This window comes from Streptomyces sp. WAC03905, assembly GCF_057371075.1.
Window position 1 is genome coordinate 925719 of sequence record NZ_JBXYDZ010000003.1, and the last position, 20433, is coordinate 946151.

At 68.3% G+C, this 20433-nt stretch carries 18 protein-coding genes; 14 read left to right on the plus strand and 4 right to left on the minus strand.

What is annotated here, in order from left to right:
- Positions 1-6: 6 nt before the first annotated feature.
- From AC2RP6_RS07085 to AC2RP6_RS07125, 9 genes are all read left to right on the plus strand, one after another.
- The gene (locus AC2RP6_RS07085) at positions 7-645 is read left to right on the plus strand and encodes a hypothetical protein (RefSeq protein ID WP_486445407.1); all 639 of its coding nucleotides are present in this window, start codon (positions 7-9) and stop codon (positions 643-645) included.
- The gene (locus tag AC2RP6_RS07090; RefSeq protein WP_486445408.1) at positions 645-2447 is read left to right on the plus strand and encodes a DUF4254 domain-containing protein; all 1803 of its coding nucleotides are present in this window, start codon (positions 645-647) and stop codon (positions 2445-2447) included. Before AC2RP6_RS07085 ends, AC2RP6_RS07090 begins: the two co-directional genes overlap by 1 nt.
- Positions 2448-2496: 49 nt before the next feature.
- Positions 2497-3069: a phosphoribosyltransferase gene (locus AC2RP6_RS07095; RefSeq protein ID WP_486445409.1), complete on the plus strand. Its 573-nt coding sequence runs from the start codon at positions 2497-2499 to the stop codon at positions 3067-3069.
- Complete coding sequence (locus AC2RP6_RS07100; protein ID WP_486445410.1) at positions 3066-4244, plus strand: glycosyltransferase family 9 protein; 1179 nt, start codon at positions 3066-3068, stop codon at positions 4242-4244. The genes AC2RP6_RS07095 and AC2RP6_RS07100 overlap by 4 nt, the downstream gene beginning before the upstream one ends.
- Complete coding sequence (locus tag AC2RP6_RS07105) at positions 4241-5362, plus strand: hypothetical protein (protein WP_486445411.1); 1122 nt, start codon at positions 4241-4243, stop codon at positions 5360-5362. Before AC2RP6_RS07100 ends, AC2RP6_RS07105 begins: the two co-directional genes overlap by 4 nt.
- On the plus strand, positions 5347-6108 hold the full coding sequence (locus AC2RP6_RS07110; protein WP_486445412.1) for an SDR family NAD(P)-dependent oxidoreductase: 762 nt from the start codon (positions 5347-5349) through the stop codon (positions 6106-6108). The genes AC2RP6_RS07105 and AC2RP6_RS07110 overlap by 16 nt, the downstream gene beginning before the upstream one ends.
- Positions 6101-6766, plus strand: coding sequence for a histidine phosphatase family protein (locus tag AC2RP6_RS07115; protein WP_486445413.1), 666 nt, complete (start codon positions 6101-6103; stop codon positions 6764-6766). Before AC2RP6_RS07110 ends, AC2RP6_RS07115 begins: the two co-directional genes overlap by 8 nt.
- Before the next feature lie 3 nt (positions 6767-6769).
- A complete protein-coding gene (locus AC2RP6_RS07120; RefSeq protein ID WP_486445414.1) occupies positions 6770-7255 on the plus strand; it encodes a helix-turn-helix domain-containing protein in 486 nt (161 codons plus the stop codon).
- Positions 7256-8050: 795 nt separating this feature from the next.
- Entirely contained in the window at positions 8051-9616 is a 1566-nt protein-coding gene (locus AC2RP6_RS07125; protein WP_486445415.1) for a NaeI family type II restriction endonuclease, read from the plus strand.
- Positions 9617-9779: 163 nt separating this feature from the next.
- On the opposite strand, the gene AC2RP6_RS07130 is transcribed toward AC2RP6_RS07125, so the two are convergent.
- Entirely contained in the window at positions 9780-10514 is a 735-nt protein-coding gene (locus AC2RP6_RS07130; RefSeq protein WP_486445416.1) for an HAD family hydrolase, read from the minus strand.
- Complete coding sequence (locus AC2RP6_RS07135; RefSeq protein ID WP_486445417.1) at positions 10511-12031, minus strand: helix-turn-helix domain-containing protein; 1521 nt, start codon at positions 12029-12031, stop codon at positions 10511-10513. The genes AC2RP6_RS07130 and AC2RP6_RS07135 overlap by 4 nt, the downstream gene beginning before the upstream one ends.
- Positions 12032-12228: 197 nt before the next feature.
- Between AC2RP6_RS07135 and AC2RP6_RS07140 the strand changes: the two genes are divergently transcribed.
- From AC2RP6_RS07140 to AC2RP6_RS07155, 4 genes are all read left to right on the plus strand, one after another.
- Complete coding sequence (locus tag AC2RP6_RS07140; RefSeq protein WP_486445418.1) at positions 12229-12423, plus strand: hypothetical protein; 195 nt, start codon at positions 12229-12231, stop codon at positions 12421-12423.
- Between the two features lie 162 nt (positions 12424-12585).
- The gene (locus tag AC2RP6_RS07145) at positions 12586-13602 is read left to right on the plus strand and encodes a hypothetical protein (RefSeq protein ID WP_486445419.1); all 1017 of its coding nucleotides are present in this window, start codon (positions 12586-12588) and stop codon (positions 13600-13602) included.
- A 67-nt stretch (positions 13603-13669) separates the two neighbouring features.
- Positions 13670-15205 (plus strand): amino acid permease, encoded by a 1536-nt coding sequence (locus AC2RP6_RS07150; protein ID WP_486445420.1) that lies wholly within the window; start codon positions 13670-13672, stop codon positions 15203-15205.
- Between the two features lie 83 nt (positions 15206-15288).
- Positions 15289-16650 (plus strand): glutamine synthetase family protein, encoded by a 1362-nt coding sequence (locus tag AC2RP6_RS07155; protein WP_486445421.1) that lies wholly within the window; start codon positions 15289-15291, stop codon positions 16648-16650.
- A gap of 182 nt (positions 16651-16832) precedes the next feature.
- On the opposite strand, the gene AC2RP6_RS07160 is transcribed toward AC2RP6_RS07155, so the two are convergent.
- Entirely contained in the window at positions 16833-17546 is a 714-nt protein-coding gene (locus AC2RP6_RS07160; protein WP_486445422.1) for a 2'-5' RNA ligase family protein, read from the minus strand.
- Positions 17488-19008 carry an NsdA family TPR-like regulatory protein gene (locus tag AC2RP6_RS07165; protein ID WP_486445423.1) on the minus strand — a complete coding sequence of 507 codons (1521 nt, stop codon included), beginning with the start codon at positions 19006-19008 and terminating at the stop codon, positions 17488-17490. The genes AC2RP6_RS07160 and AC2RP6_RS07165 overlap by 59 nt, the downstream gene beginning before the upstream one ends.
- 359 nt (positions 19009-19367) lie before the next feature.
- On the opposite strand from AC2RP6_RS07165, the gene AC2RP6_RS07170 reads away from it, so the two are divergent.
- Positions 19368-20423 carry a phosphotransferase enzyme family protein gene (locus AC2RP6_RS07170; RefSeq protein ID WP_486445424.1) on the plus strand — a complete coding sequence of 352 codons (1056 nt, stop codon included), beginning with the start codon at positions 19368-19370 and terminating at the stop codon, positions 20421-20423.
- The last annotated feature ends 10 nt before the right edge of the window (positions 20424-20433 follow it).

Consider the following 20433-nt stretch of genomic DNA (forward strand, 5'->3'; position numbering starts at 1 on the left):
GCCGACATGTTCATCAGCCTCAACGGCCCGGACAACGTCGGCAAGACCACCCACTTACGCCTGCTCGCCTCTCGCTTCCCCAAAGTCCAGTCGCTCGGCTCCGTACACGAACACCACGCCACCGCCTGGAATCAGGTCGCGGGCGAGGGCTACGCCACGTGGTGGTTCGAGGAGTCCACGACTGCCGAACTGACCGGGCTGCTTCTCGACAGCTACGAAAGACGGTCCGGAGCTCTCGAGCGCGGCCGCGTGGGTCTCCTCGACCGGGGGCTGCCGATGCTGATCGCCGTCAGCGCGGCAACAGCCTCGGTCAAGGAGGGCTCGTCCCCGGCTGAAGCGCTCACTGCGGTGGAGGGGATCGCAGCTTTCCGCGTACTGGCCCCGGAGGTGCCCGTTCTCCTCCTGCCGTCGCTTGACGCCGAACGCAGTTACGCGATCACCAGCGCGCGGGAGGGCCGGCCGTGGACCGGCGTCTACCCGGCGTACCAGCGGACCCTGCACGCGGTCTTGCTACACCAGGTGGAGCGGGGAGCGTATGCCGGAGTCGTCGACTGCGAGAGCAAGTCCATCGAGCAGGTCCAGGCCGACGTGGTGACCATCACGGGATCGGTCCTGCTTCCTTCCACTGACGCGGAGGACTCCTGATGACCGCGAACGTCCCTCCCCTCGTTCTTCCGCCCCGCCTGATACGGGCGGCGGCCGTGCTACCGCCCAAGGACCGGCAGCGGCTGGACGACACACTCAACCGCCTGCACGCGACCAACGGCCGACTGTGGCTGGCCGAGGACCGCGTCCGCGGAGGGCTGAGCGAAGCCGAGATCGCCGATTGCAAGCGCGAGATCGACCAGCTCAACGCGGAGCGCAACAACCTGGCCGAGCGCGTGGACGAGGTACTGGCCGCGTTGGCCGGCCCGCCGCGTGCCGACGCCGTACTCCACACCGAGACGCTGTCCTCCGTGCTGGACCGCCTCTCCGTGCTCACCCTGCGCATTTGGCGCAGTGAGGAAGCCGCTCCGTTCGACGCGGCCGTCGCTCAGCGGGTTCCCCTGCTGCACGCACAGAACGCGGCGTTGTCGGAGGCACTGGACGTCCTCGCCGCCGACGTTGCGGCGGGAGCCCGGCTGTTGCCGACCCCGGCGCGGTTCAAGCTCTATGGCGGCAGCACGGCCACGAACGAGGCCATCAGCCCCAGTCGGCACCTCCACCGGGTGATTGCCTTTGGCGGGCTGAGCGAGTCCGGAAAGAGCACGGGGGCCGACTACATACGCCGGCTCGTGGGCGCCCAGCGTTTCAAGATCGGGTATCTGCTCCGGCAGGCCGCCCACCACCACGGACTTGCCGACCCGTACCGGCTCTCGCCCCGCCGGCAGGCGGAGCTGCTGCTGGAGGAGCTGAACCGGTTCGCCGAGGCCCATGTGGAGACAGGGCTGTTCACGATCGAGTCGGTGCACGACGACGAGTCGATGGCAGAGCTGAAGATCATGCTCGGTGAACGCCTCCAGGTCGTCTACCTCTCCGCCCCGTTCGATGTCCGTGTAGCCCGGTCCGGTTCGACCCCGCACGCCGTGGCCGCGAAGGACGCAGTGAAAATCCAGCGCGGCGCGGACAAGGTCGAAGCCATGGCTGACCACGTCATCGACAACTCCGGCAGCGTGATCGACTTGCGGGCCCGGTTGCGCCGGATCGCGGAGACTCCCCGGCTGACGGTACCCCTGCAGATCGCGGACCTGTCCGCACTGGCGCTGCCGACCGCCGTCGCGGCGGCCACTGCCGTCTTCGCGGAGGACATGCGTTCGGTCGGAGAACCGGTCCGGCTCGCTGCGCTGACGGGCAGTCCGAGCACGGGGCCCTGGATCGCAGGTTGGTCCGACATCGACCTTTTCGTGATCGCCGAACACGAGGGCACCGAGCCGGTGTCCGCGGCGCTGAAGAAGTACGAGGCGGCCCTGGAGGGCCTGGCAACCGTCGGTCTCACTCTGGCCACTCCGGACGAGCTCACCGCCCGTCGACTCACTCCCAGGCTGGCGTTCGTGCTCCACCAGCTCCAGGACGGACAGCCGGTGCTTCACACCTCGGCTGGACTTGAGTTGCCGGTAATCAGCCGGCGCGACCTCGTCATGGCCGGGGCGCAGGACCTTCCCCAGGTCATTCTCACCATGCGCCGCCTCCGCGCGGGAGCGACTCCCACCAGCCTCCGCCCGCTCTACCGTCACCTGGTCCTCGCCGTCCGGCTCCTGCTACGCGAGCAGGGGGTCTGGGTCAGTGGCCCGGACGAGATCCTCGCTGCGGCCGCGCAGTTGCCCGGCCTGCCCACGCTCACGGTGCCCGCGCTGGTCGCCGTTGTCGACGAGTGGCTGACCCGCAGCTCAGAGGGCGCCCTGCAGTCGGTGTGCACGGCTGTTGATCACCTGCTGGCCTGGTACGCCGCCCAGGTGTCCGCTGCCTGAGCGCCCCCGCGCTCGCCTCCAATCCATGACGTACTCAAGGAGCTTCGCCATGCCCGAAACCGCCACCGCGCCGTTCACCGCACGGATCGTCGAGCGGCTTTCCATCGGCCCCCAGAGCCGCCGCGAGCGCATCATCCACTCCCTGGACGGCCTCGAGGCCCCGGTCGCGCCGTCCGATCTGTCCGGCGTGGGCGAGGAGCTGTGGTACCGGGTCCGGGAGGAGGTCGGTACCGAACTCGAGCCCCTTGACTTCCTGCTGGGCCTCGACGCCGGCGGCATCCTGCCCACCGTCGCGCTCGCCCACGCCGCGGCGCTCCCCTACAAGATCGCGTGGAAGCTCCACCTCCCGCTCGAGGGTGCGGTCAGATTCAGCGAGCCCCACGCGATGCGCACCGACGTGTACGCCTACGGCATCGCGGAGGGCCAGCGCATGCTGCTGGTCGACGACGAAGTCACCACCGGGCACACGCTCGCCAACCTCGCCCAGAGCCTGCGGCAGGTCGGCGCCACGCCCGTGGCCGCCGCCTGCCTGGTCGAAGACACGACGCGAGGTGCTCGGGAGCTGCTGGCCGCGCACGGCGTCCCCCTGGTCTCGCTGAGCACGATAGGCAGCTCTCGTTGACGAGCAACGAGGCTGGCGTACCCCGGTTCGTCCTGAGCCGTGAGACCGCGACCCGTGAAGACGTGCATAGCGTCCCGCTGGGCTACAGCCGCGAACTCCTGCAGGTGGGCGAGACGCTGCCCATCCCTGCGGCCGCCGAGCTCGTCGATCGGCTGGCCGTCCAGACATCGGTGATCGTCGCCCTCAACGGCAGCCTGGGCGACTCGCTCCTGGCGCTGTCCAGCGTCCGGGCGGTGCTGGATTGGCTGCGGCTTCGGCACCCGTCCCGCGAAATTCGCGTAGCGGTCGAGGGTCGGCATGCCGCCCTCGTCCGCCGCGCGGTGCCGCTCGGCCTGGTGGAGCCCGCCGCCGGACCCACCATCCTCATCGGGGACCGCGCCACCGTCGAGAAGCACGTCGGCGACGTCATCCCGATCGTGTGTGACCCGGCCGCACCACCCTGCTGGGCGTCGAGCTGGCGAGTCCATACCGACCTGCCCGCCCGGTACTACCTGGCTCTGGAGCGGCGCCTCGGTGTCCGGCTACCCGCGAACGGGGACTTCTGCCCGCTGCTCCTCGCACCGGAGCCGTCGGCCAACCCGGTGGTGCGGGCCCTTGGGAGGGACGGCTGGTTCGCCGGGAGGACCATCGCAGTGATCACCGCAACCAGCTGGCCCGAGCGGAAGGACTACACGGTCGCCCGCTACTTGCGTATGGCCGAACATCTGGCCGAGCGCAGTGGGACGGACGTGAGGCTTCTCGTCGTCGGAGGCGAGGCAACCACGCCCGAGACATCTGCGATCGACAACGCGGGACCGCGGGTTCGAGCTCTGCGTCTGGACGGCCTGCGCGCCCTGGACCTCGCAGACGTCTTCGCTGTCTGCGACCTGGTCATCGGCAACGACACCGGCCTCACCCACCTCGCGGCCCTCTCCCGGCGGCCCGACGGTGGGGGTCCCCCAGTCGTGGGCCTGTACGCCCGGCACAGCTACAGCAAGTGGACGACTGGCCTGGACCACCACCATGCCGTAGCCACCGCCTTCTCCGAGCGCATGCACCAGGGAGACCTCTGCCCGGTGCGGGACGCCCTCCGTGCGCCCGCCGACGGTGGCCTGGCCGCTATTGCCCCGGAGTACTTGGCGGACCTCGCCGCCGGCCTTCTGCCCGGAGTCGGCCGTCCTGGCGGCAGCAAATGATCCGGATCGGGCGCCCGCGCCGCTTCACCCGGAACCTCATCGTTCCCCTCGACCTCCCCGGGAAGCGGCTGCTGGTGAAGTACAACCGCGATCTGGACGAGGCGCGGCAGGAACGGAGGGGGCACGAAGCCCTGCGTAGTCGGTACCGGGTGCCGGCACTGCACGCCTCCATGCGCGTACCGGGTGGTTACGTCATGGTGTATGAGCGCCTCACCGGCGGACGGGACAACGGTCTGCTCGTCGACCTCCTCAGCGCCGACGGCGTCGGTGAGGAACTCCGTCTCTACCTCGATCGGCTCACCGATGCCTACCGGGAGAACATCCTGGCGACCGCGGTGCTGGAGGACCCCGTCCACGTGGTCCGCAAGCTGTACTGGGACCGAGCGGCTCCGGGTGGCCGCCTGGACTCGTACTACGCCGAGACCGAGCTCTTCCTCAGCGTGGCCGACGTCGAGATTCCCTTCGACGACCTCGGCGCGTGGACCCTGACCATCAACGGCCTGGACACCAGGCTCGACTGGCAGGCCACCCTCAAGGACCTCCGGACGCACTTCGAGAACGCGGGTCCGGTCTGGGTCGCCCTCACGCAGGGCGACCCGACTGATGTGAACCTGGCGGTGCCTCTTGCCTGGTTCGACTACGACACCGCCGGGACGAACTGTGTGCTCGGCGAGTTCGCCAACTTCCTCACCTACGTGACCACCCTCGGCGGCTGGCTGGTCCCCACGTACAACCCTGCCGCCTTCGCCGACCACCCCGCGGTCGTCGATCGCCGACCGGACAACACACCGGTCGTCACAAAGCAGTCCGTCGAAGCCGCACGCCGCTCCGTGCACATCGAGCACGAGTCACGGCTCTCCGTCTCCCGCAGGGCGGCTGTCACTGCGTACTGGCACCGCCTCGTGCTGCCCGTAGCGGCACGGCTCTGGCCTGGTCAGGACCTTGCAGCCCTCCTGCGACCGTACGTCGCCATGCGCCTCCTCGCCGTCTACGACGTCGGCGACCTGACGCCCACCGACCGGCTGCTCGTCATCGTCCGGCTCGTCGAGGCGCTCTCCCCATACTTCGACCCGATCACCTACTTCCACATCGAGGAGGCCCCGTGCCTGCCCCACTGACCGGCAGAACCGCCCTGGTGACCGGCGCCACTGGCGGCATCGGCACCGCCGTCGTACAGCAGCTCGCGGCCAAGGGCGCCATCGTCGTCATCGCGCACCACGACGAGCCGAAGGCGGCCGCCGAGCTGGCCATGGACATCGGAGCCTCCGGCGGACGCGCGTTCGCTCTCGAAGCTGACCTGCGCGACGAGAGCGCGGTCAGCGAACTGCACGCGCAGACTGTCGCGCGCCTCGGCGCCATCGACATCCTCGTCAGCAACGCCGGCTCGTACCCGCGGACGCCCTGGGCCGAGACCACACCCGCGGTATGGAACGCCATGCTGTCGGTCAACCTCACCAGCCACTACCTGCTCGCCCGGGCCGTCTCCCCGGACATGGCCGCCAGAGGCCGCGGACGCATCATCACGATGGGCTCGGTCCTGGCCACCGTCGGCCGCCATGAGCTGTCCGCCTACATCAGCGCGAAGGCCGGCGTGGAAGGGCTCACCCGGGCACTGGCTCGCGAACTCGGACCTTCGGGCATCACCGTGAACTGCGTCGCGCCCGGCTCGATCCAGGTCCCCGCCGAGCAGACAGTTGTCGACGACCCCGAAGCCATGACCGTCCGGCAGCTCGCACGGCAGTGCATCAAGCGGCGCGGTGCGCCGACCGACGTCGCCACCGCGGTGGCCTTCCTGGCCGGCGAGGACGCCGGCTTCATCACCGGCCAGACCCTCCACGTGGACGGAGGGTGGGTCCTTGCCTGAGATCTGGCTGATGCGTCACGGCGCGTACGAAGGCCATGCAACCGGACACCACGCTCCATGGGGCGTTTCGCTCTCCGAAGCGGGTCGCGCGCAGGTCGCCATGGCCCCGCTGCCCGGTGCCGTGCAGGCGATCCTCACCAGCCCCTTGCCGCGGGCCGCTCAGACCGCGGTCATCATCAGCCGCGTGACCGGCCTCCCGGTGATCGCCGACACGACCCTGTTGGCCGAATGGCGCGCACCGAGCGCGGTGATCGGCCGGACGGCCTCGGACTACCCATCGGCGTATGTCGAGTGGCGTAGGACACGGATGCACTACCCGTCCGTTGCTTTCGGGGACGGGGAATCCCTGGCCCAGCTGCATGGCCGCGCCTGCCTCGCCGCTCGGCACCTCACGGCGCTGTCCCAGTCTTACGGCGGCGGCTTGCTCGTGGTGTCCCACAAGCTGCTCCTCGGCGTTCTGTGCGCGCTGGATGAGGGCCCTGCCGCATTCGAGCGTGCCGCCCGCGACGAATGGAGCTTCGCGGAGATCCGGCCCTTCCCCGAACGCGAGAGCCCTCATCCCCGCCGACGGGCCGCTGCCCAGTCGCCGTCGCCCGGCGGAGTCGAATGCGCACTTCCCAGCTTCACGTCTGCTGCTCCCACGCGTGAGAGGACCTGACCCATGGCCGGACGCCCCAGCACCGCCACGCCCCTACTCACCCCCGCTCAGCTCCGCATCGCCGCGAAGGTCGCCCTCGGCATGTCCAGCGCTCAGGTCGCTGCGAAACTCGGGCTCTCCAAGGCCACGGTGGATGTCCAGATGTCCGACAGCAACACCAGGACGGGCGTGACCTCCCGCACCGCCCTCATCCACACCTGCTACGTGACCGGGCAGCTGCCTCTTCCGGAAGCGGTCGCACCGGCGCCGTCGGCGGATGAGGTCGAGCGGGAGATCCTCTGGGGTCTTGCTCTGGGTGCCGAGCTGGCGGAGACGGGCCGCCGGTGCCACTACTCGGCCGACGCGGTCGGCAAGAGACTGCGTGACCTGAAGAAGCGGTGGATGGCTGCCAACGATCCCCAACTCATCACGCTGGGATGGCAGTACGGCCTACTCGACGCGTCCCGTGGCTGCGCCGGGTTTGCCACCCGCTCGAATTCCCGCCGCTGATCTGCCGTAGCGTCGAACCACGCTGGGCCATCGAGACATCCGGGGGGGCGGTGCACCGTCCTGGAGCGCCGCCTTCGCCACCACGGTGACGCAGGCCTCCAGCAACAGTCGCAGGACGTCGAAGAACACTGTCAACGTGCGCTTGGTCAGCGGGCGTTGAACCCCGGCGTGGCGTCGACCACCCCCTCCTTGATCTCGTCCCGGCAGACCGCAGGACAGCACACCGACCGGGCGATCTCAGCGCAAACGTCGTCTTGCCGGAACCCGCAGGTCCACGGACCACAGCCAGCGTCGGAGGCGTCATGCTCGCAGTCTCCCAGCCCTGCCGGGGGCTGACAGACCCGTGCGCTGCGGTGTGGTGTAGCCGGGAAGCGTGCTCACTTCACGCTTCGCGGCGTGGGGCCCGGACTGGCTCCCCACCGGATGCTGGTCCGGAGTCGGAATCGCAGCCGGATCCGGGATCGGAGCCGGCCCCGCGCCCTCCCCCGGGGCCCTGTGACGGCGGCCTGCCTCCACCTTGGCGCCAGGCGGAGTAAAGGACGGCCGAGGCGGAGGTGGCCGCGATGACCTGATCGGAGGGCAGGTCCAAGGCGATCAGACCTGCCGGTGCGGCGACGATGAAGGCAAAGGCGCAGAGATCGGCCGTGCGCTGACGCATCGACATCCTTTCTTACGTGGGGATTCCTAGGTGCAATGACCACGGTGTCGGATCCTTACGGGCTCCGGAAGTTCGATCTTCCGATCAGGTAGATTGAACCTGCTATCAAGGGGATCGAAAGGGCGAGAGGGCGAGGTATGGCACGCCGGAAACGGGGCGGCCAGTGGTCGGAGTTGGACCCGGGCCTCAACGAGCCCATGCGGGAGATAGTCCGGCTGCTGCGGGGTCTGGTCACGAGCAGTGGCATCCGCCTGAAGGAGCTCCAGCAGCTCCTGCTCGCCGAGCACCGGGAAGGCCCCCGCCCGCCGTCGTATCAGGTGCTGTCGGACCGGCTTCGGGGCAAGGGGCTCCAGAACAACGCCTCGTTGATCTACGCGATCATCGCTGTAATCGCCCCGCCAGAGGGTAAGGACGCCCTGGTCGAGGAGGTCAGGCAACACCTGCTGAATGCACGCTCCGTGCCGGCGACCAGCAGCCAGCAAGCTCCACAGGCGAAGCCGGAGCCCGAACTCCTCGACGTGCTGCGAGAGAACCGCGCCCTGCGCAGGGAGGTGGATCGGCTGGAGCGCCGTGTGGCCCGCAGGGAGAAGGAGCTTCATGCCCTGCGTGTCCGGCTGGCCGCGGCCGAGGGCCGGGTCCCGGCACCCCCCGCATCAGCCGGTCCCGCCCAGGACGAGCCGACGGCCGTCCCCGGGCTCTCGGTGGACGAGATCACTGAGCCGGTCGGCTCCGTGCACCCCCACCCTGCGGCCGCAACCAACACTCCTTCTTCTTCTGCCAGTGGCTCTGGAACTGGATCTGGCTCCTCCGACGTCTTGGCCGTCGCCGATGTCCTGCGCGGCATGCAGGACATCGAGGCGGTGACAGCGGCTGCGCTGCGCGACGCATTCGACAGTGTGCTCGACGGACGGCGGACAGGGCGGTTCGACCTCGCTACGCTCGGGAAGCCCGAGAAGGCCTACCTCGGCGCCAAGGTCACCCACGAGCTCATGGCGGCATGGGGGTTCCAGCCGGGCGGCGAGACCGATCTCCTCATCGGGCACCAGGAGGTGACGTTGAAGTTCACCACGGGCTCGACGTGGACGGTCACGCCCGGCGAGGTCGGCAGGGTGAGTCTGCTCGTGTCGGCCAACGACCAGCGCTCCTGCTGGAGCCTCGGACTCATCCGGATCGAACCCGGTCACCTCAGCGGAGCAGCCAACCGGGACTTCAAGCGGACCCTCTCGGCCGCAGGCCGACAGGCCGTCGTCTGGCTCTTCCAGGACGCACCGCTGCCAGAGAACACCCTGCTCCACCTCCCGGCACCGCTCCGGGATCGGATCTTCGCCCCCGAAGCGGGCGGGGGCGGCAGCCAGGCCCGGGCGAAGAATCTCTTCCGGCTCGTGCAGGGCCGGGTACTCAACCAGACCACGGTCTCCACCGTCTCCATGACGGCGGACCCCGTGAAGCGGATCAGGGACGCCCGAGACACGCTGCGCGAAGAGGGAATCCTCGTACTGGGAGGCACCGGTCAGCAGGCAGAGATCGCCCGCACCCTTGGCCTACCCGTACCGCGGAAGGGCGAGTGGGTCAGCCGGAGAGTCACCCGCCTGCGGCCCCACCACGGTGATGCCCTCAGCGTCACCCTGTCCGGCGAGGCGTGGACCGCGGCTGGGCCCGACGACCCCGTCGAGGAGGCCCCGTCCATCGCCACACTCTGGTAACGCCGAGGAAACCGCCGGCACACACCCATCGGCGCGCCCGGAGCCGATGGGTTTCTCCTCCACCCGCTTCTATAGGGAAGGCCCCACGCCTGAGCGTCATCGCCTCGCCGCCTGCCGAGCCGCGGCCTCACCCAGCGCACCGATTCCCCCAGACTGCGGTCGGCTACGATCGTCGGCTCGTGTTGGTGAGCTCGGAGATGCCCGCCATCACCCTCGCGACGTCCTCGAGCGAGTCGAGCACGAGGTCAGCACCGGACTCGCTCAGCTCGCCGGCCGTGGTCTTGCCCGATGCGACACCGATGACGGCGGCGCCGCCCTCACGACCGGTGCGGACGTCCTCAAGGGAGTCGCCGATGATGACGGTGTTGGCACGGTCGAATGCCGTGCCGTGCTTCGCCTCGGCCCGCTTCTGCGCGATGGCGACGAGCGCCGGCCGGTGGTGGTCGTCGGAGGCGAATCCGCCGATCTCCATGTCCAGCATGCCGTCCAGGTCGAAGGCCTCCAGCTTGAGCTGGGCGCTCAGCTTGAGGTTGCCGGTCACGGCAGTTGGGATAAGGCCGGGATGGTCATGCACCGCACGCAAGGCCGCGGTGGCACCAGCCATGAGGACCCCCTGCTCTCGCAGATCCTGGCTGTGTGCTGCGAGCCGTGCCGGTAGGAGTTCCACCATCCGCGGCAGTAGCGCAGCGACGTCTGCATCCGGCACACCGTTGTCGACGAGGAGCGACCGGATCGCCAGCGGCATCGTGACGCCCGTACCGCGGGCCGGCAGGTGTTCTGCGGGGCGGCCGACCACCTCGGCGAACGTCTCCCGGTAGACCTGCCGGTCGATGTCGCCGACGTACAGGAGGGTGCGGTCGATGTCCCACAGCACGAGGGTCTGCTGGGCCTGGGTCACGTTCTGCTCCTTGTACCGGTCACGAGGGCGGCGCGGTCGATCAGGTCCCGAGCGTACGGGTCTCGGCTGACGGGGGCGAGCTCGCCCACCATCGCATCGATGTGCTCGTTGAGCCGGGCCGACTGGAGCTGTTCAGCGAGGTCGAGCGCCTGGTGCGCCGTGGAGCACCCTGCTTCCAGCTCGCCCTTCCTGAGGTAGGCGGACGCAGCACGGGAGAGGAACAGGGCGTTGGTGCGCTGGTCCGCCGGGTTCAGCGCCTTGCGCGCCTCGGTGAAGCTGACGGCGGCCTCGGGCGGATCGCCCAGGTCGAGGTAGGCACTGCCGGCCTGCCCGTGGATCTCACCTTCGTTGAGCCAGTAGAGCCAGTGGGGATCTGACTCGGAGCGCCCGCGGCCGCAGAGTTCGGCGGCGTCGCCGAGCGCGATGAGCGCTGCCTGTCGTTCGCCCAGTTTCGCGTGGCCTCGCGCCTGCCTGGTGAGCAGCATGGCTTCGAGGGCGGGGGTGCCGAGGGTTTTGATCTTCTCGCGGGCGGCTCGCGCTGCGGTGACCGCCGTGCGCGGCTGCCCGGTGGAGTACCCATGAATGGCCAGGTAGGAGAGGGCTCCGGCGCCGAGGCGGTCGTCGCCGGAGACCTTGGCGGCTCGCAGCGCCGCCAGCAGGTAGTGCTGTGCGTGGTCGTGCCGTCCGGAGTCGAAGGCAAACCAGCCGGTCTGGGTGGCGGTGTCGGCGACGATGCCGGCCAGGCGGCGACCGATGTCTTCCGTGTACGACGCCCTCTGCAGGAGACGTTTGAGTAGTTCTAGGTGGGCGTCGCCCAGTTCGCTCAGTGTGCCACTGCCGCCGCTCGCGTCCATGATGCGCAGGCGGTCGGTGGTCGCCTGCAGGTTGTCCAGCAATTCCGCTGAGAGCTGGCTGCCGTCGGCGGCGCGCTGGAGGGGCTCGGCCTCGGCGGTGCCCCAGTGGTGTACGAAGGCGGTGAGGGCGATCCCGCTCACCGTGAGGAACTGCCGGCGGTCTATCACGTCGCCTCCAACCGCGTGGTCCAGTGCTGCCACCATACGGGCGGCGCTCCACGGGAGGGTGGGGTCAAGATCGCCTGTCGCCTGGTCCACGGGCGGCGGAGGCGCCGTCCCGGGCGACCGGGGAAGCGGGAGCTGCACGAGCTCGGCGGGAGCGCCGAGGCCCGCAACGAATTCGGTGATCTTGTCGATGTTGGTGAGGCGACGGCTGCCCGACTCCAGCATGGATAAGAACGCTTGGCTCAGTCCGGTGAGCTGGGCCATGTCCTCTTGGCGCAGCGAACCTCGTTGCCTGATCAGACGACTTGCCTTGCCGAAGTCCAAGGCAGCAAAGGCCTGTCGAACGGCGATGTCCCGCCAGACTCGATCCGGCACAACAGGTAGCGAGGGGACTTCGGGAACTCGAGCGCGAGTGCAGGCGGCGCAGAGCCCGTCCGGGTTGTACTGGCTGAGCTGGCAGCCGCACTGGTCGCAGTACCGCAGCGCGTGCTGGACCACCTGTTGCCTCCTCACCGAGAACGCACCCCGCACGAAAGTGCAGGTAGAGAACCGAGATCACCCCAGTGATATCACCCATGGAGTGTGCACGCCGGGTGGTTCCCGGTCACCCTTATGCCTCATTCAGCCGCTGTCCAGGGCCAATTGCGAGGAAGTCCGGGTCCTGCCTTTGCCCTGGAGAGAGGAAGTGCGTCTCCGTGGCGATCAGTGTCTCAGTCGTCGTGCTGCTCGCGGTTTGTGTCATCTTGCTCGTCAGGAAGGGCGGTCTGAAGACGGGGCACGCACTCGTGTGCACGCTGTTGGGGTTCTACCTGGCCAGCTCGTCCATGGCACCCGCGATCTCCCAGCTCGCAGCGAACGTCGCACGTCTGATCAGCGGGATCAAGTTCTAGGTCGCCCATGCCTGAAGTCCCGTCTGCCCTGTCGTCCCCCTCTGCAGAGGAACATCCGATGACCGAGAGCCACGACGTTCCTCCACCCCCTGGAGGGCTCCCGTCTTCCACAGCGCCTCCAAGGACTGCGGGTGGCTGCCGCCCGGCTGGCGGAGTGCAGTGATGCGCCCCGTTTACCATCCAGCCGGGACCGATGAGGCCCTCGGTATCGCGCTGGTCGAGTTACAGGCCGGTCGGTGGCGGCCGACGCGAGATCTCCTGGCTACCACTGGTGCACGCTGGGCACTGCGGACCGCGCGTACGCAGGTGTTGGCGGTCGCGGCGGCCCCTTCCGACGTCGTGGGCGTGTGGCTGGCCGAGGAGCCTGAGAGCTATGACGCTCAGGTGATGCGTGCGCGGGTGTCGGTCGAGCGCGCCCTTCGGGCCCATCATCAGCGGCACGCGAGCGCGGCGGCGCTGGAGCAGGAGGCGCGGCATGTAGCGCTAATAGCGGCGCGCCGAGAACCGCGAGATCCGGTGCCCTGGGTGTGCCTGCTCGCTCTCGCTCAGGTGGACGGGCACCAGGTACGGCAGGAACACCGCGACCGCTCGACGGAACCCATGATGCCGACCGGTCCGTGGAGGTTGCTGCACGGGGTGAACCAGCGACACCAGTACAACCGGGAGGCATACCACCGGGTATTGCAGTTCATGCTGGCTCGCGAGGCTCCGCACGCGGCGTCGCTGGCCGCGGTGTTCGACTTCGGCCGATGGGTGGCCTCTTGGTCTCCGGCGGGCTCGCCGCTGCTGCTGTTGCCGCTGTACGCGCTGGTCGAGCAGTGCCGTCGGCGATTTCTCCGGGATCGCACCGATCCGCTGTGGCGGCGGCCGTGGGCGGAGGCGCCGACGATCCGGTACACGCTCAACGCGTTCCATTACTGGTTCCGGCAGCCGGATCCCGCACCGCGCTCGGTGACGGATCTGCACCACCTCGCGTACGGCCTGTGGGCCGGCCACCAGTTCGTGGAAGCCGCCGAGGTGTTCGCCGCCCTTGGCCCCTACGCCGCCCGCGAGCCCTGGGCGTCGGTCCACGACAACCCCAACGTTGCCGACGGCGGCGAGACGTTGTTGCTGCGGGCGCGTCGGGAGGCGATGTCCTTCGCCCGCACACATGCACCCGGATCCGCATCGCCCCGCTGAGAGGCACTCAGCTTTATTGGCATGCACCTGACCTAACTCAATCCCTCGTGATCTTGGAGGATATCCAGTGTTACGAACACGCCCTGCCCCCTGCGGCAGCGAGAACGCGGCCGATGACGCGTTCCTGCGCGAGCTCGGGTACGAGCCTGTGCTGACCCGCCGCATGGGCCCGTTCGGGAACTTTGCCATCAGCTTCTCGGTGATCTCCGTGCTGAGCGGCTGCATGACCCTGTACGGCTTCGGGCTCGGAACCGGCGGCCCGGCCGTGATGCTGTGGGGATGGGTCGTCGTCGGCGCGATGGTCATGCTCGTGGGTGCCGGCCTCGCCGAGGTGACGTCCGCATACCCCACCTCGGGCGCCCTCTACTACCAGGCCGAGCAGCTCGGCGGCCGTAAGTGGGGCTGGTACACGGGCTGGCTGAACCTGCTCGGGCTGCTCGGTGCGATCGCCGGCATCGACTACGGCGCCGCGCTGTTCACCGGAGCCTTCCTGAACCTGCAGTTCGGCTTCGTCCCGACGCCAGGCAAGATCATGGCCATCTACCTGTGCATCCTCACGGTGCACGCCGCGCTCAACCTGTTCGGTGTCCGGCTGGTGACCATCCTGAACTCCGTCAGCGTGTGGTGGCACCTCGGCGGCGTCGCGGTCATCGTGGGCGCGCTGGCCCTGGTGCCGGGGCACCACCAGTCGCCGTCCTTCGTGTTCGGGGAGTTCGTCAACACCACCGGCTGGTCCAGCTCGGTGTACGTGGTCTTGATCGGCCTACTGCTCGCGCAGTACACGTTCAGCGGGTACGACGCCTCCGCGCACCTGTCGGAGGAGACCACCAACGCGCAGGTCTCCGCGTCCCGAGGCATCATGCGGGCGATCGGCTGGTCGTGGCTGGCCGGGTTCGCACTGCTGGCCGGGCTGACGTTCGCCATCCAGGACTACGCCTCCACGCAGGCCACCGCGACCGGGGTGCCGCCGGCGCAGATCTTCCTCGACTCCCTCGGGCTCGCCGGCGCCAAAGTGCTGCTGCTGGTCGTGATCGTCGCGCAGCTGTTCTGCGGCAACGCCGAGACGGCCGCAGCGAGCCGGATGGTCTTCGCCTTCTCCCGCGACGGCGCCCTGCCCGGCTCGCGGCTGTGGCGTCACGTCGACCCGCGCACGGGAACGCCGACCCGCGCGGTGTGGCTGTCGGTGGGCGTGGCCGCAGTCCTGGCACTGCCGGCGCTGTACAGCCCGACCGCATACGCGGCTGTCATCGCGATCAACGTCATCGGCATCACGCCCGCGTACGCCATCCCGATCTACCTGCGGATCCGCAACCGGCACCGGTTCCAGCCCGGACCGTGGAACCTGGGCCGCTGGGGTGTGCCGATCGGCGTGATCGCCGTGACCTGGGTCGCTTTCGTGAGCGTCCTGTTCTGCCTGCCCCAGAACCGTCCGGAGTCCGGCCCTGTCTCCGTGACCACGTTCAACTACGCGCCCGCGGCCCTGCTCGTCGTGCTCGCCTTGGCCGCACTGTGGTGGCGCGTGGCGGGGCGTACGTACAACGTGCCAACCGCTGTGGCCGACGCTGGTTCGGGTATGGCCAAGATCCAGGAAGAGGTCGTGTGATGGCCCAACTTCCCACCCCGGCGAGCCGGACGTCCCGGCCGCCCCGCTTGTCTCCACCTGGGGCGGACGGCGTTCCGAACGCCGTGCAGCGCAAGGCCCGCCCCTTCGGTATCGACGATCTCCGCAAAGCGGTTGGCGTTGGGCTAATCGATACGGTGCTGCTCGCCGTGCCCGACTTGCAGGGCCGCCTCAAGGGCAAGCGATATGGGGCTCAGCACTTCCTCGACCGCGTCCTGAACGGTGGCGCGGAGATGTGCGCCTACATCCTGGCCACCGATGTGGACATGACGTCGGCTGACGGATTCGCCCTCACGTCCTGGGCGAGCGGGTACGAGGACCTGTCGATCGTGCCCGACCCTTCGACGCTGCGGCTGCTGCCTTGGATGCCACGTACCGCACTCGTCCTCGGGCACGCGGCTGGTCGCGACGAAGAGGCCGTCGACGTGGCGCCCCGACAGATGCTGTGCCACCAGCTGACCCGCTTGGCCGCTCTGGGCCTGCATGCCCAGGCTGGCCTGGAGACCGAGTTCGTCCTCTACCACGGCGCGTACAGCCCGGCCGCCGGAATCGGTGAAGGTGGCCTCGTCCCGGTCAGCCAGGAGAACCTGGACTACTCCTTGGACCAGACTCCGGAGTGCGACCGCTTCTTCCGGCGTCTGCAGACATCGCTGGCCCGGGCCGGCATGCCTGTAGAAGCGGTCAAGACCGAAGGAGCCCTGGGACAGGTGGAAGTCACCTTCCCCTACGGTGCCGCGCTGACAGCGTGCGACAACCATCTCGTCTTCAAGCACGCTGCACGGACCCTGGCCAGCAGGTCCGGCATGACCGCCACGTTCATGGCCGCCCCTCAGACAGGGATCGCCAGCGGACTGCACCTGCATTTGTCCCTCACCCGCAGCGGCAACGCCATGCTCGCCGGACCGGCCGGCCGACTGTCCGAGACCGGCGAGCAGGCCGTCGCCGGGCTCGTCTCCGCGCTGCCCGGGCTCACGATGCTGTACGCGCCGAACGTCAACTCCTACAAGAGGTACGCCCCCGGCTCTTTCGCCCCCACTCGCATGACCTGGGGCTACGACAACCGCACCTGCGCTGTACGGGTCGTAGGCCAGGGCCAGGGTGTCCACCTGGAGATCCGTGTGCCCGGGGCGGACGCGAATCCGTACCTGGCCCTCTCGGCCGCCGTAGCCGCAATCATCCACGGCATCGAGCGCAAGCTCGCTCCGCCCGACCCCTGCACGTCCAACGCATACGAGGCCGCCGACACAGCTCTCATGCCGACGGCCCTTGAGCAAGCCCGCTCGGCGTTCCGACACAGCCCTGTCGCCGAGGAGGCATTCGGTAAGGACGTTGTCGCGCACTACGCGCACCTTGCCCAACTCGAACTCGACCACCACCGCGGCATCGTCACCGACGCCGAGCAGGCCCGGTGGTTGACCCGCGCCTGACCGGCGCGCCCCCAGACCAGGCCCCGGCCGGGAGAGGTCTCACCTCGGTCGGGGCCTGCCCAGCACCCCTCCACTCTCACCGCCCGCACGGGCGGCTCTCCACTGCCCGCCATGACCACGTCCGGGCCGACGCCCGTCCGGGTGGGCTGGTGAGGCAGAGAGGTAGGTGGGCCAGCCGCAGATCACCGTTGCTGAGGCCCGAGCGGAAGGGTGTGCACGACCCTCCACTGATACGCGCGCCGCTCACGGCGCAGTTCTACGAGATGTACATCGGAGATCGTGACGGAGACCGGTGGCATCTCTCGAAGGGGACCCAAAGCCTCACGCACCGGGCCCGAGGACCGCCTCCGGTTGCTGTACGCGATGCCGATGTGCGGCCTAAGAAGCCCCGTGGGCTTCCGGGGTGGCAGTCCGATCTGGAGGCCAGCCAGCGAGAGGGCAGCATGGAGTTCCAGGACGGGATTCCAGGGGCCTACGCTGTAGCGGAGTGCGCCTCGTGACGCTGTGAGCGGGACTGCCACGAGACTGAAAGCCGCGGGCAGGGATTCGGTGGCCGTGGTGACAAGGTGATCCAGCTGGCCAGCGTTCACCTCACCGACGAGCCCCACCCGTGCCAGGGTCAGATGCAGTCCGTCTTCGGCGATCTCGTCGAACCCAAGGTGGCTAAGTTGCCGCTGACAGTCCTGCGCCTGGGAGACCAAGGGCGCCTCCGGCGGAACGGTGATCATCCAGTAGTAAGCCCGAGTGAAGTCGCTCCACCCCGGCCGGTCCCAGTGATTGATCATCTCGTCAACCGCGTCGAAGGCGGCCCAGTCGTGCTCAGCGATGACATCGAGATCACTGATGCTGGGCGGGGGCGTGGGAGGAAACGTGCCAGGGTCGCTCAACAGATGCACGTCCTGCCCCTCCCAGTTGCCCGACTGGCCGTGCGATCTTCGCAGAATTGGCCAGGTGTCTTGCCCGAGGAGCATCCTGCCAGGAACGGAGCGCCTCCCCGTACTCACCCACTGCCTGAAGATCACGCCAGTCCTGGGTTCGAGCATAGAGCTCACCCGCCCGCTGTACGACAGATCGAATCGGCGGTCCACCACCCCCCTCAAGGACCTGGCGGCCGAGCACCATGGCGTGTTCGACTTCCGGGCGCGGACCGGCCAGAAGCGCGGTCGCAACGTCAAGACGTACGAGGGCGCGACTCCATGCCGATTCGGACTGTTCGATGAGTTCGTCGATCTGATCCGCATACTCGAGCACCCGCTGAGCGTTGCCGAGGGAGACGTGCACCGTAGCGACGTTGGCTAACGTACGCGCCGTTCCATACGCCTCGAAGGAGATGCAGGAGGTCAGAATCGGCGGCGTGCTGTGCTTGCTGCTGAGATCTTCGGCGGTGGCGATGGATCGCTCGGCTTCCGCCCGGTGGTTGAGCTTGCCCAAGGCCCGGGCACGGCCGTTCGCGTGAAGGCGGATGGCCTGGGGATGGCCTGGGTCGATGGCCAGACCGATGTCAGCCCATTGGACAGCGGCCTCATACCGTCCGGCGTAGTAGGCGTTCAGGGACCTGGTGCCGTACGTCCACATGATCAGCTCAACGTCCCGGATCTCCTCAGCAAGGACCTGGGCCTCAGAGCAGTACGCCTCCGCCAGCGATTCTCGTCCAGCGTTGACGGCCATATAGCCCAGCAGCCCCGACGCCTGCGCCGCCAGGCGGAAGAGCGACCGCCTGTGCTCTGGCGGCTGCCGGCCGTCCAGGAGGCCCTGAATGAAGGAACGGAGCTCGACGGCCTCCGTCACGAGCTGGTACGGGCCTTCGCCTTCATATCGCTCAACGATCTCAGCGACTCCCTGTTCCAGGAGCAGAAGGGCGGTCGAGTCCACGTTGGATGCTGTTGTCGCATTCAGACGCTTGGCGATCTCAACCGGACTCTCCCAAGCGGGTACCGCGAGCGCAGGCTGGCCGAGACTGGGCATCTGAGGTTCGCACATGTCGGCCTGCACTGGCCGAGGAGCGACATCCGGAGGCACCTGCAGGCGCGAGAGAACTGAAATGATCTTGTCGATGTTCGCCAGTCGCCGACCTCCTGACTCCAACGTCGAAAGAAACGATTGACTGAGGCCGGTGAGTTCAGCCATGTCCTCCTGGCGCAAACTCGCGATCTCCCGGATTCGGCGGAAGGCGCGACCGAAGTCCCATTCAGACATCGCCTCAGCAACCTCCGCGTCCCGCCATACCTGGTGCGGCAGATGAAGGCCTGCTGACACGTCATCGGCCGCGGTCCGGACGCAGGCAGCACACATCGGTTCGGTGTTGTAGCGACTGAGAGAACAGTCGCAGCGGCTGCAGCGCCGTTCGTTCCGTGCCATGAGTGCCTCCCCGCTCGGGTCCGGGAGCCTGGTCAGAGAGCACCGCGGAGCGCAATGACACCAGTGATATCACCGGCTCGATTCATGAACATCGTCTTCGCGTCACACACTTGGGCTGCCAAATGCCCCATGGGCGGAGTCGCGGCGCAGATGAGGAGGTTCAGCCCGCAATGCGGCACTTCTTGGCGTCGGCAGCCGGCGCTCAGCAGGCCCACCACGCTCCGGCGTGACCAGCTCACCCTGTCCGAATTCCCCAACCAACCATGACAGCTACCCACGAAGGGCATTGCAGGTGTCTCCACGAGCCGAGCCAGTTGATGGCCCGCTGACTGCCGTCCGGCCCCATGGCGGTTGGCACCGTGCATGACGAGGAACAGCAAAACGAGTTCGTGGCCGAGGTGCTAGAACTGCGGTACGGACTAAGTGCTGACGGGATCGAGCAGGTGCCGCCCACGGGCCTCGGGGCCGTGATCAACCGGCGAGTGCTGACCTCTGACGGCGAGCGGGTGTACATCAAGGAGTACCCCGGCGGGGGCACGCTGCACGGGGTCCGTGCGGCTTTGGACATGGCGCAGTTCTGCTCCGCCGCTCGGCTTCCCGTGCCGCGAGTCTGGCCGGATGGGAGCGGAGACGTACTCAGCGAGTTCGGCGGCAGCGCGTGGGCAGTGGTCTCGGAGGCACCGGGTCGCATCAGTCCATACGTGATGTCCGGGCCCCAGGCAGAGCACATCGGGATGGTCTTGGGCCGCATGCACAGGGTTCTCGCCGCCTACCCACTCCCCCAGGCCAGCCAGCCCAGGCGCTGGTCCAGTCACCCTGTCGAGGGAGCCTTGGCGGAGTGTGATGCTTTGCTCCGACGACTGCCGGCGCAGCTCCTGAATGGTCCGACAAGCCTGCGCACCGATCTCGCTCAGAGGGCAGATGATCTTCGTTGCGAGGCGGAGCGTCTCCGGTCGGGTGTGCCCCAGGATTTGGTGGAACACGCCATCCATGGAGGATTCACCCTCAGACACGTCCTGCTTGTGACCGATGTGGTTACGGGGGTCATCGGCTTCCGCTGCCAGAGCGGGATGCCTGCATGGGAACTGGGGAGGATCGCGCTCGATCCGCGGACTGTCGCAGGCAACGACGAATGGCTCGGCGGCGTGATCGCTCTGGTCTCCGCCTACAGATCAGAGAACCCCACCCTCCCAGTCAGGGACATCACAGCAAGCGCCCGAATCGCGTTGCTTCACATGTTGTTCAGCTTCGGCGGCGCAACGACCACGGCATGCTGCACATCCCTCGAGGCAGACGGCCTGAGGCACCGTTGGGCTGATCAACAAGCAGCCATCCGCAGGGTCCTGGCGAGCCTCGACGATCTCGAAGAGGCTCTCCGGTCCACGCCTGGCCACTCGCCTGGAACCCGCCGATGAGCACCGCACC

Coding starts and splice junctions, on each gene's coding strand:
- AC2RP6_RS07085 (WP_486445407.1), top strand. CDS start 7: ATGTTCATCAGCCTCAACGGCCCGGACAACGTCGGCAAGACCACCCAC.
- AC2RP6_RS07090 (WP_486445408.1), top strand. CDS start 645: ATGACCGCGAACGTCCCTCCCCTCGTTCTTCCGCCCCGCCTGATACGG.
- AC2RP6_RS07095 (WP_486445409.1), top strand. CDS start 2,497: ATGCCCGAAACCGCCACCGCGCCGTTCACCGCACGGATCGTCGAGCGG.
- AC2RP6_RS07105 (WP_486445411.1), top strand. CDS start 4,241: ATGATCCGGATCGGGCGCCCGCGCCGCTTCACCCGGAACCTCATCGTT.
- AC2RP6_RS07120 (WP_486445414.1), top strand. CDS start 6,770: ATGGCCGGACGCCCCAGCACCGCCACGCCCCTACTCACCCCCGCTCAG.
- AC2RP6_RS07125 (WP_486445415.1), top strand. CDS start 8,051: ATGGCACGCCGGAAACGGGGCGGCCAGTGGTCGGAGTTGGACCCGGGC.
- AC2RP6_RS07145 (WP_486445419.1), top strand. CDS start 12,586: ATGCGCCCCGTTTACCATCCAGCCGGGACCGATGAGGCCCTCGGTATC.
- AC2RP6_RS07165 (WP_486445423.1), bottom strand. CDS start 19,008: ATGGCACGGAACGAACGGCGCTGCAGCCGCTGCGACTGTTCTCTCAGT.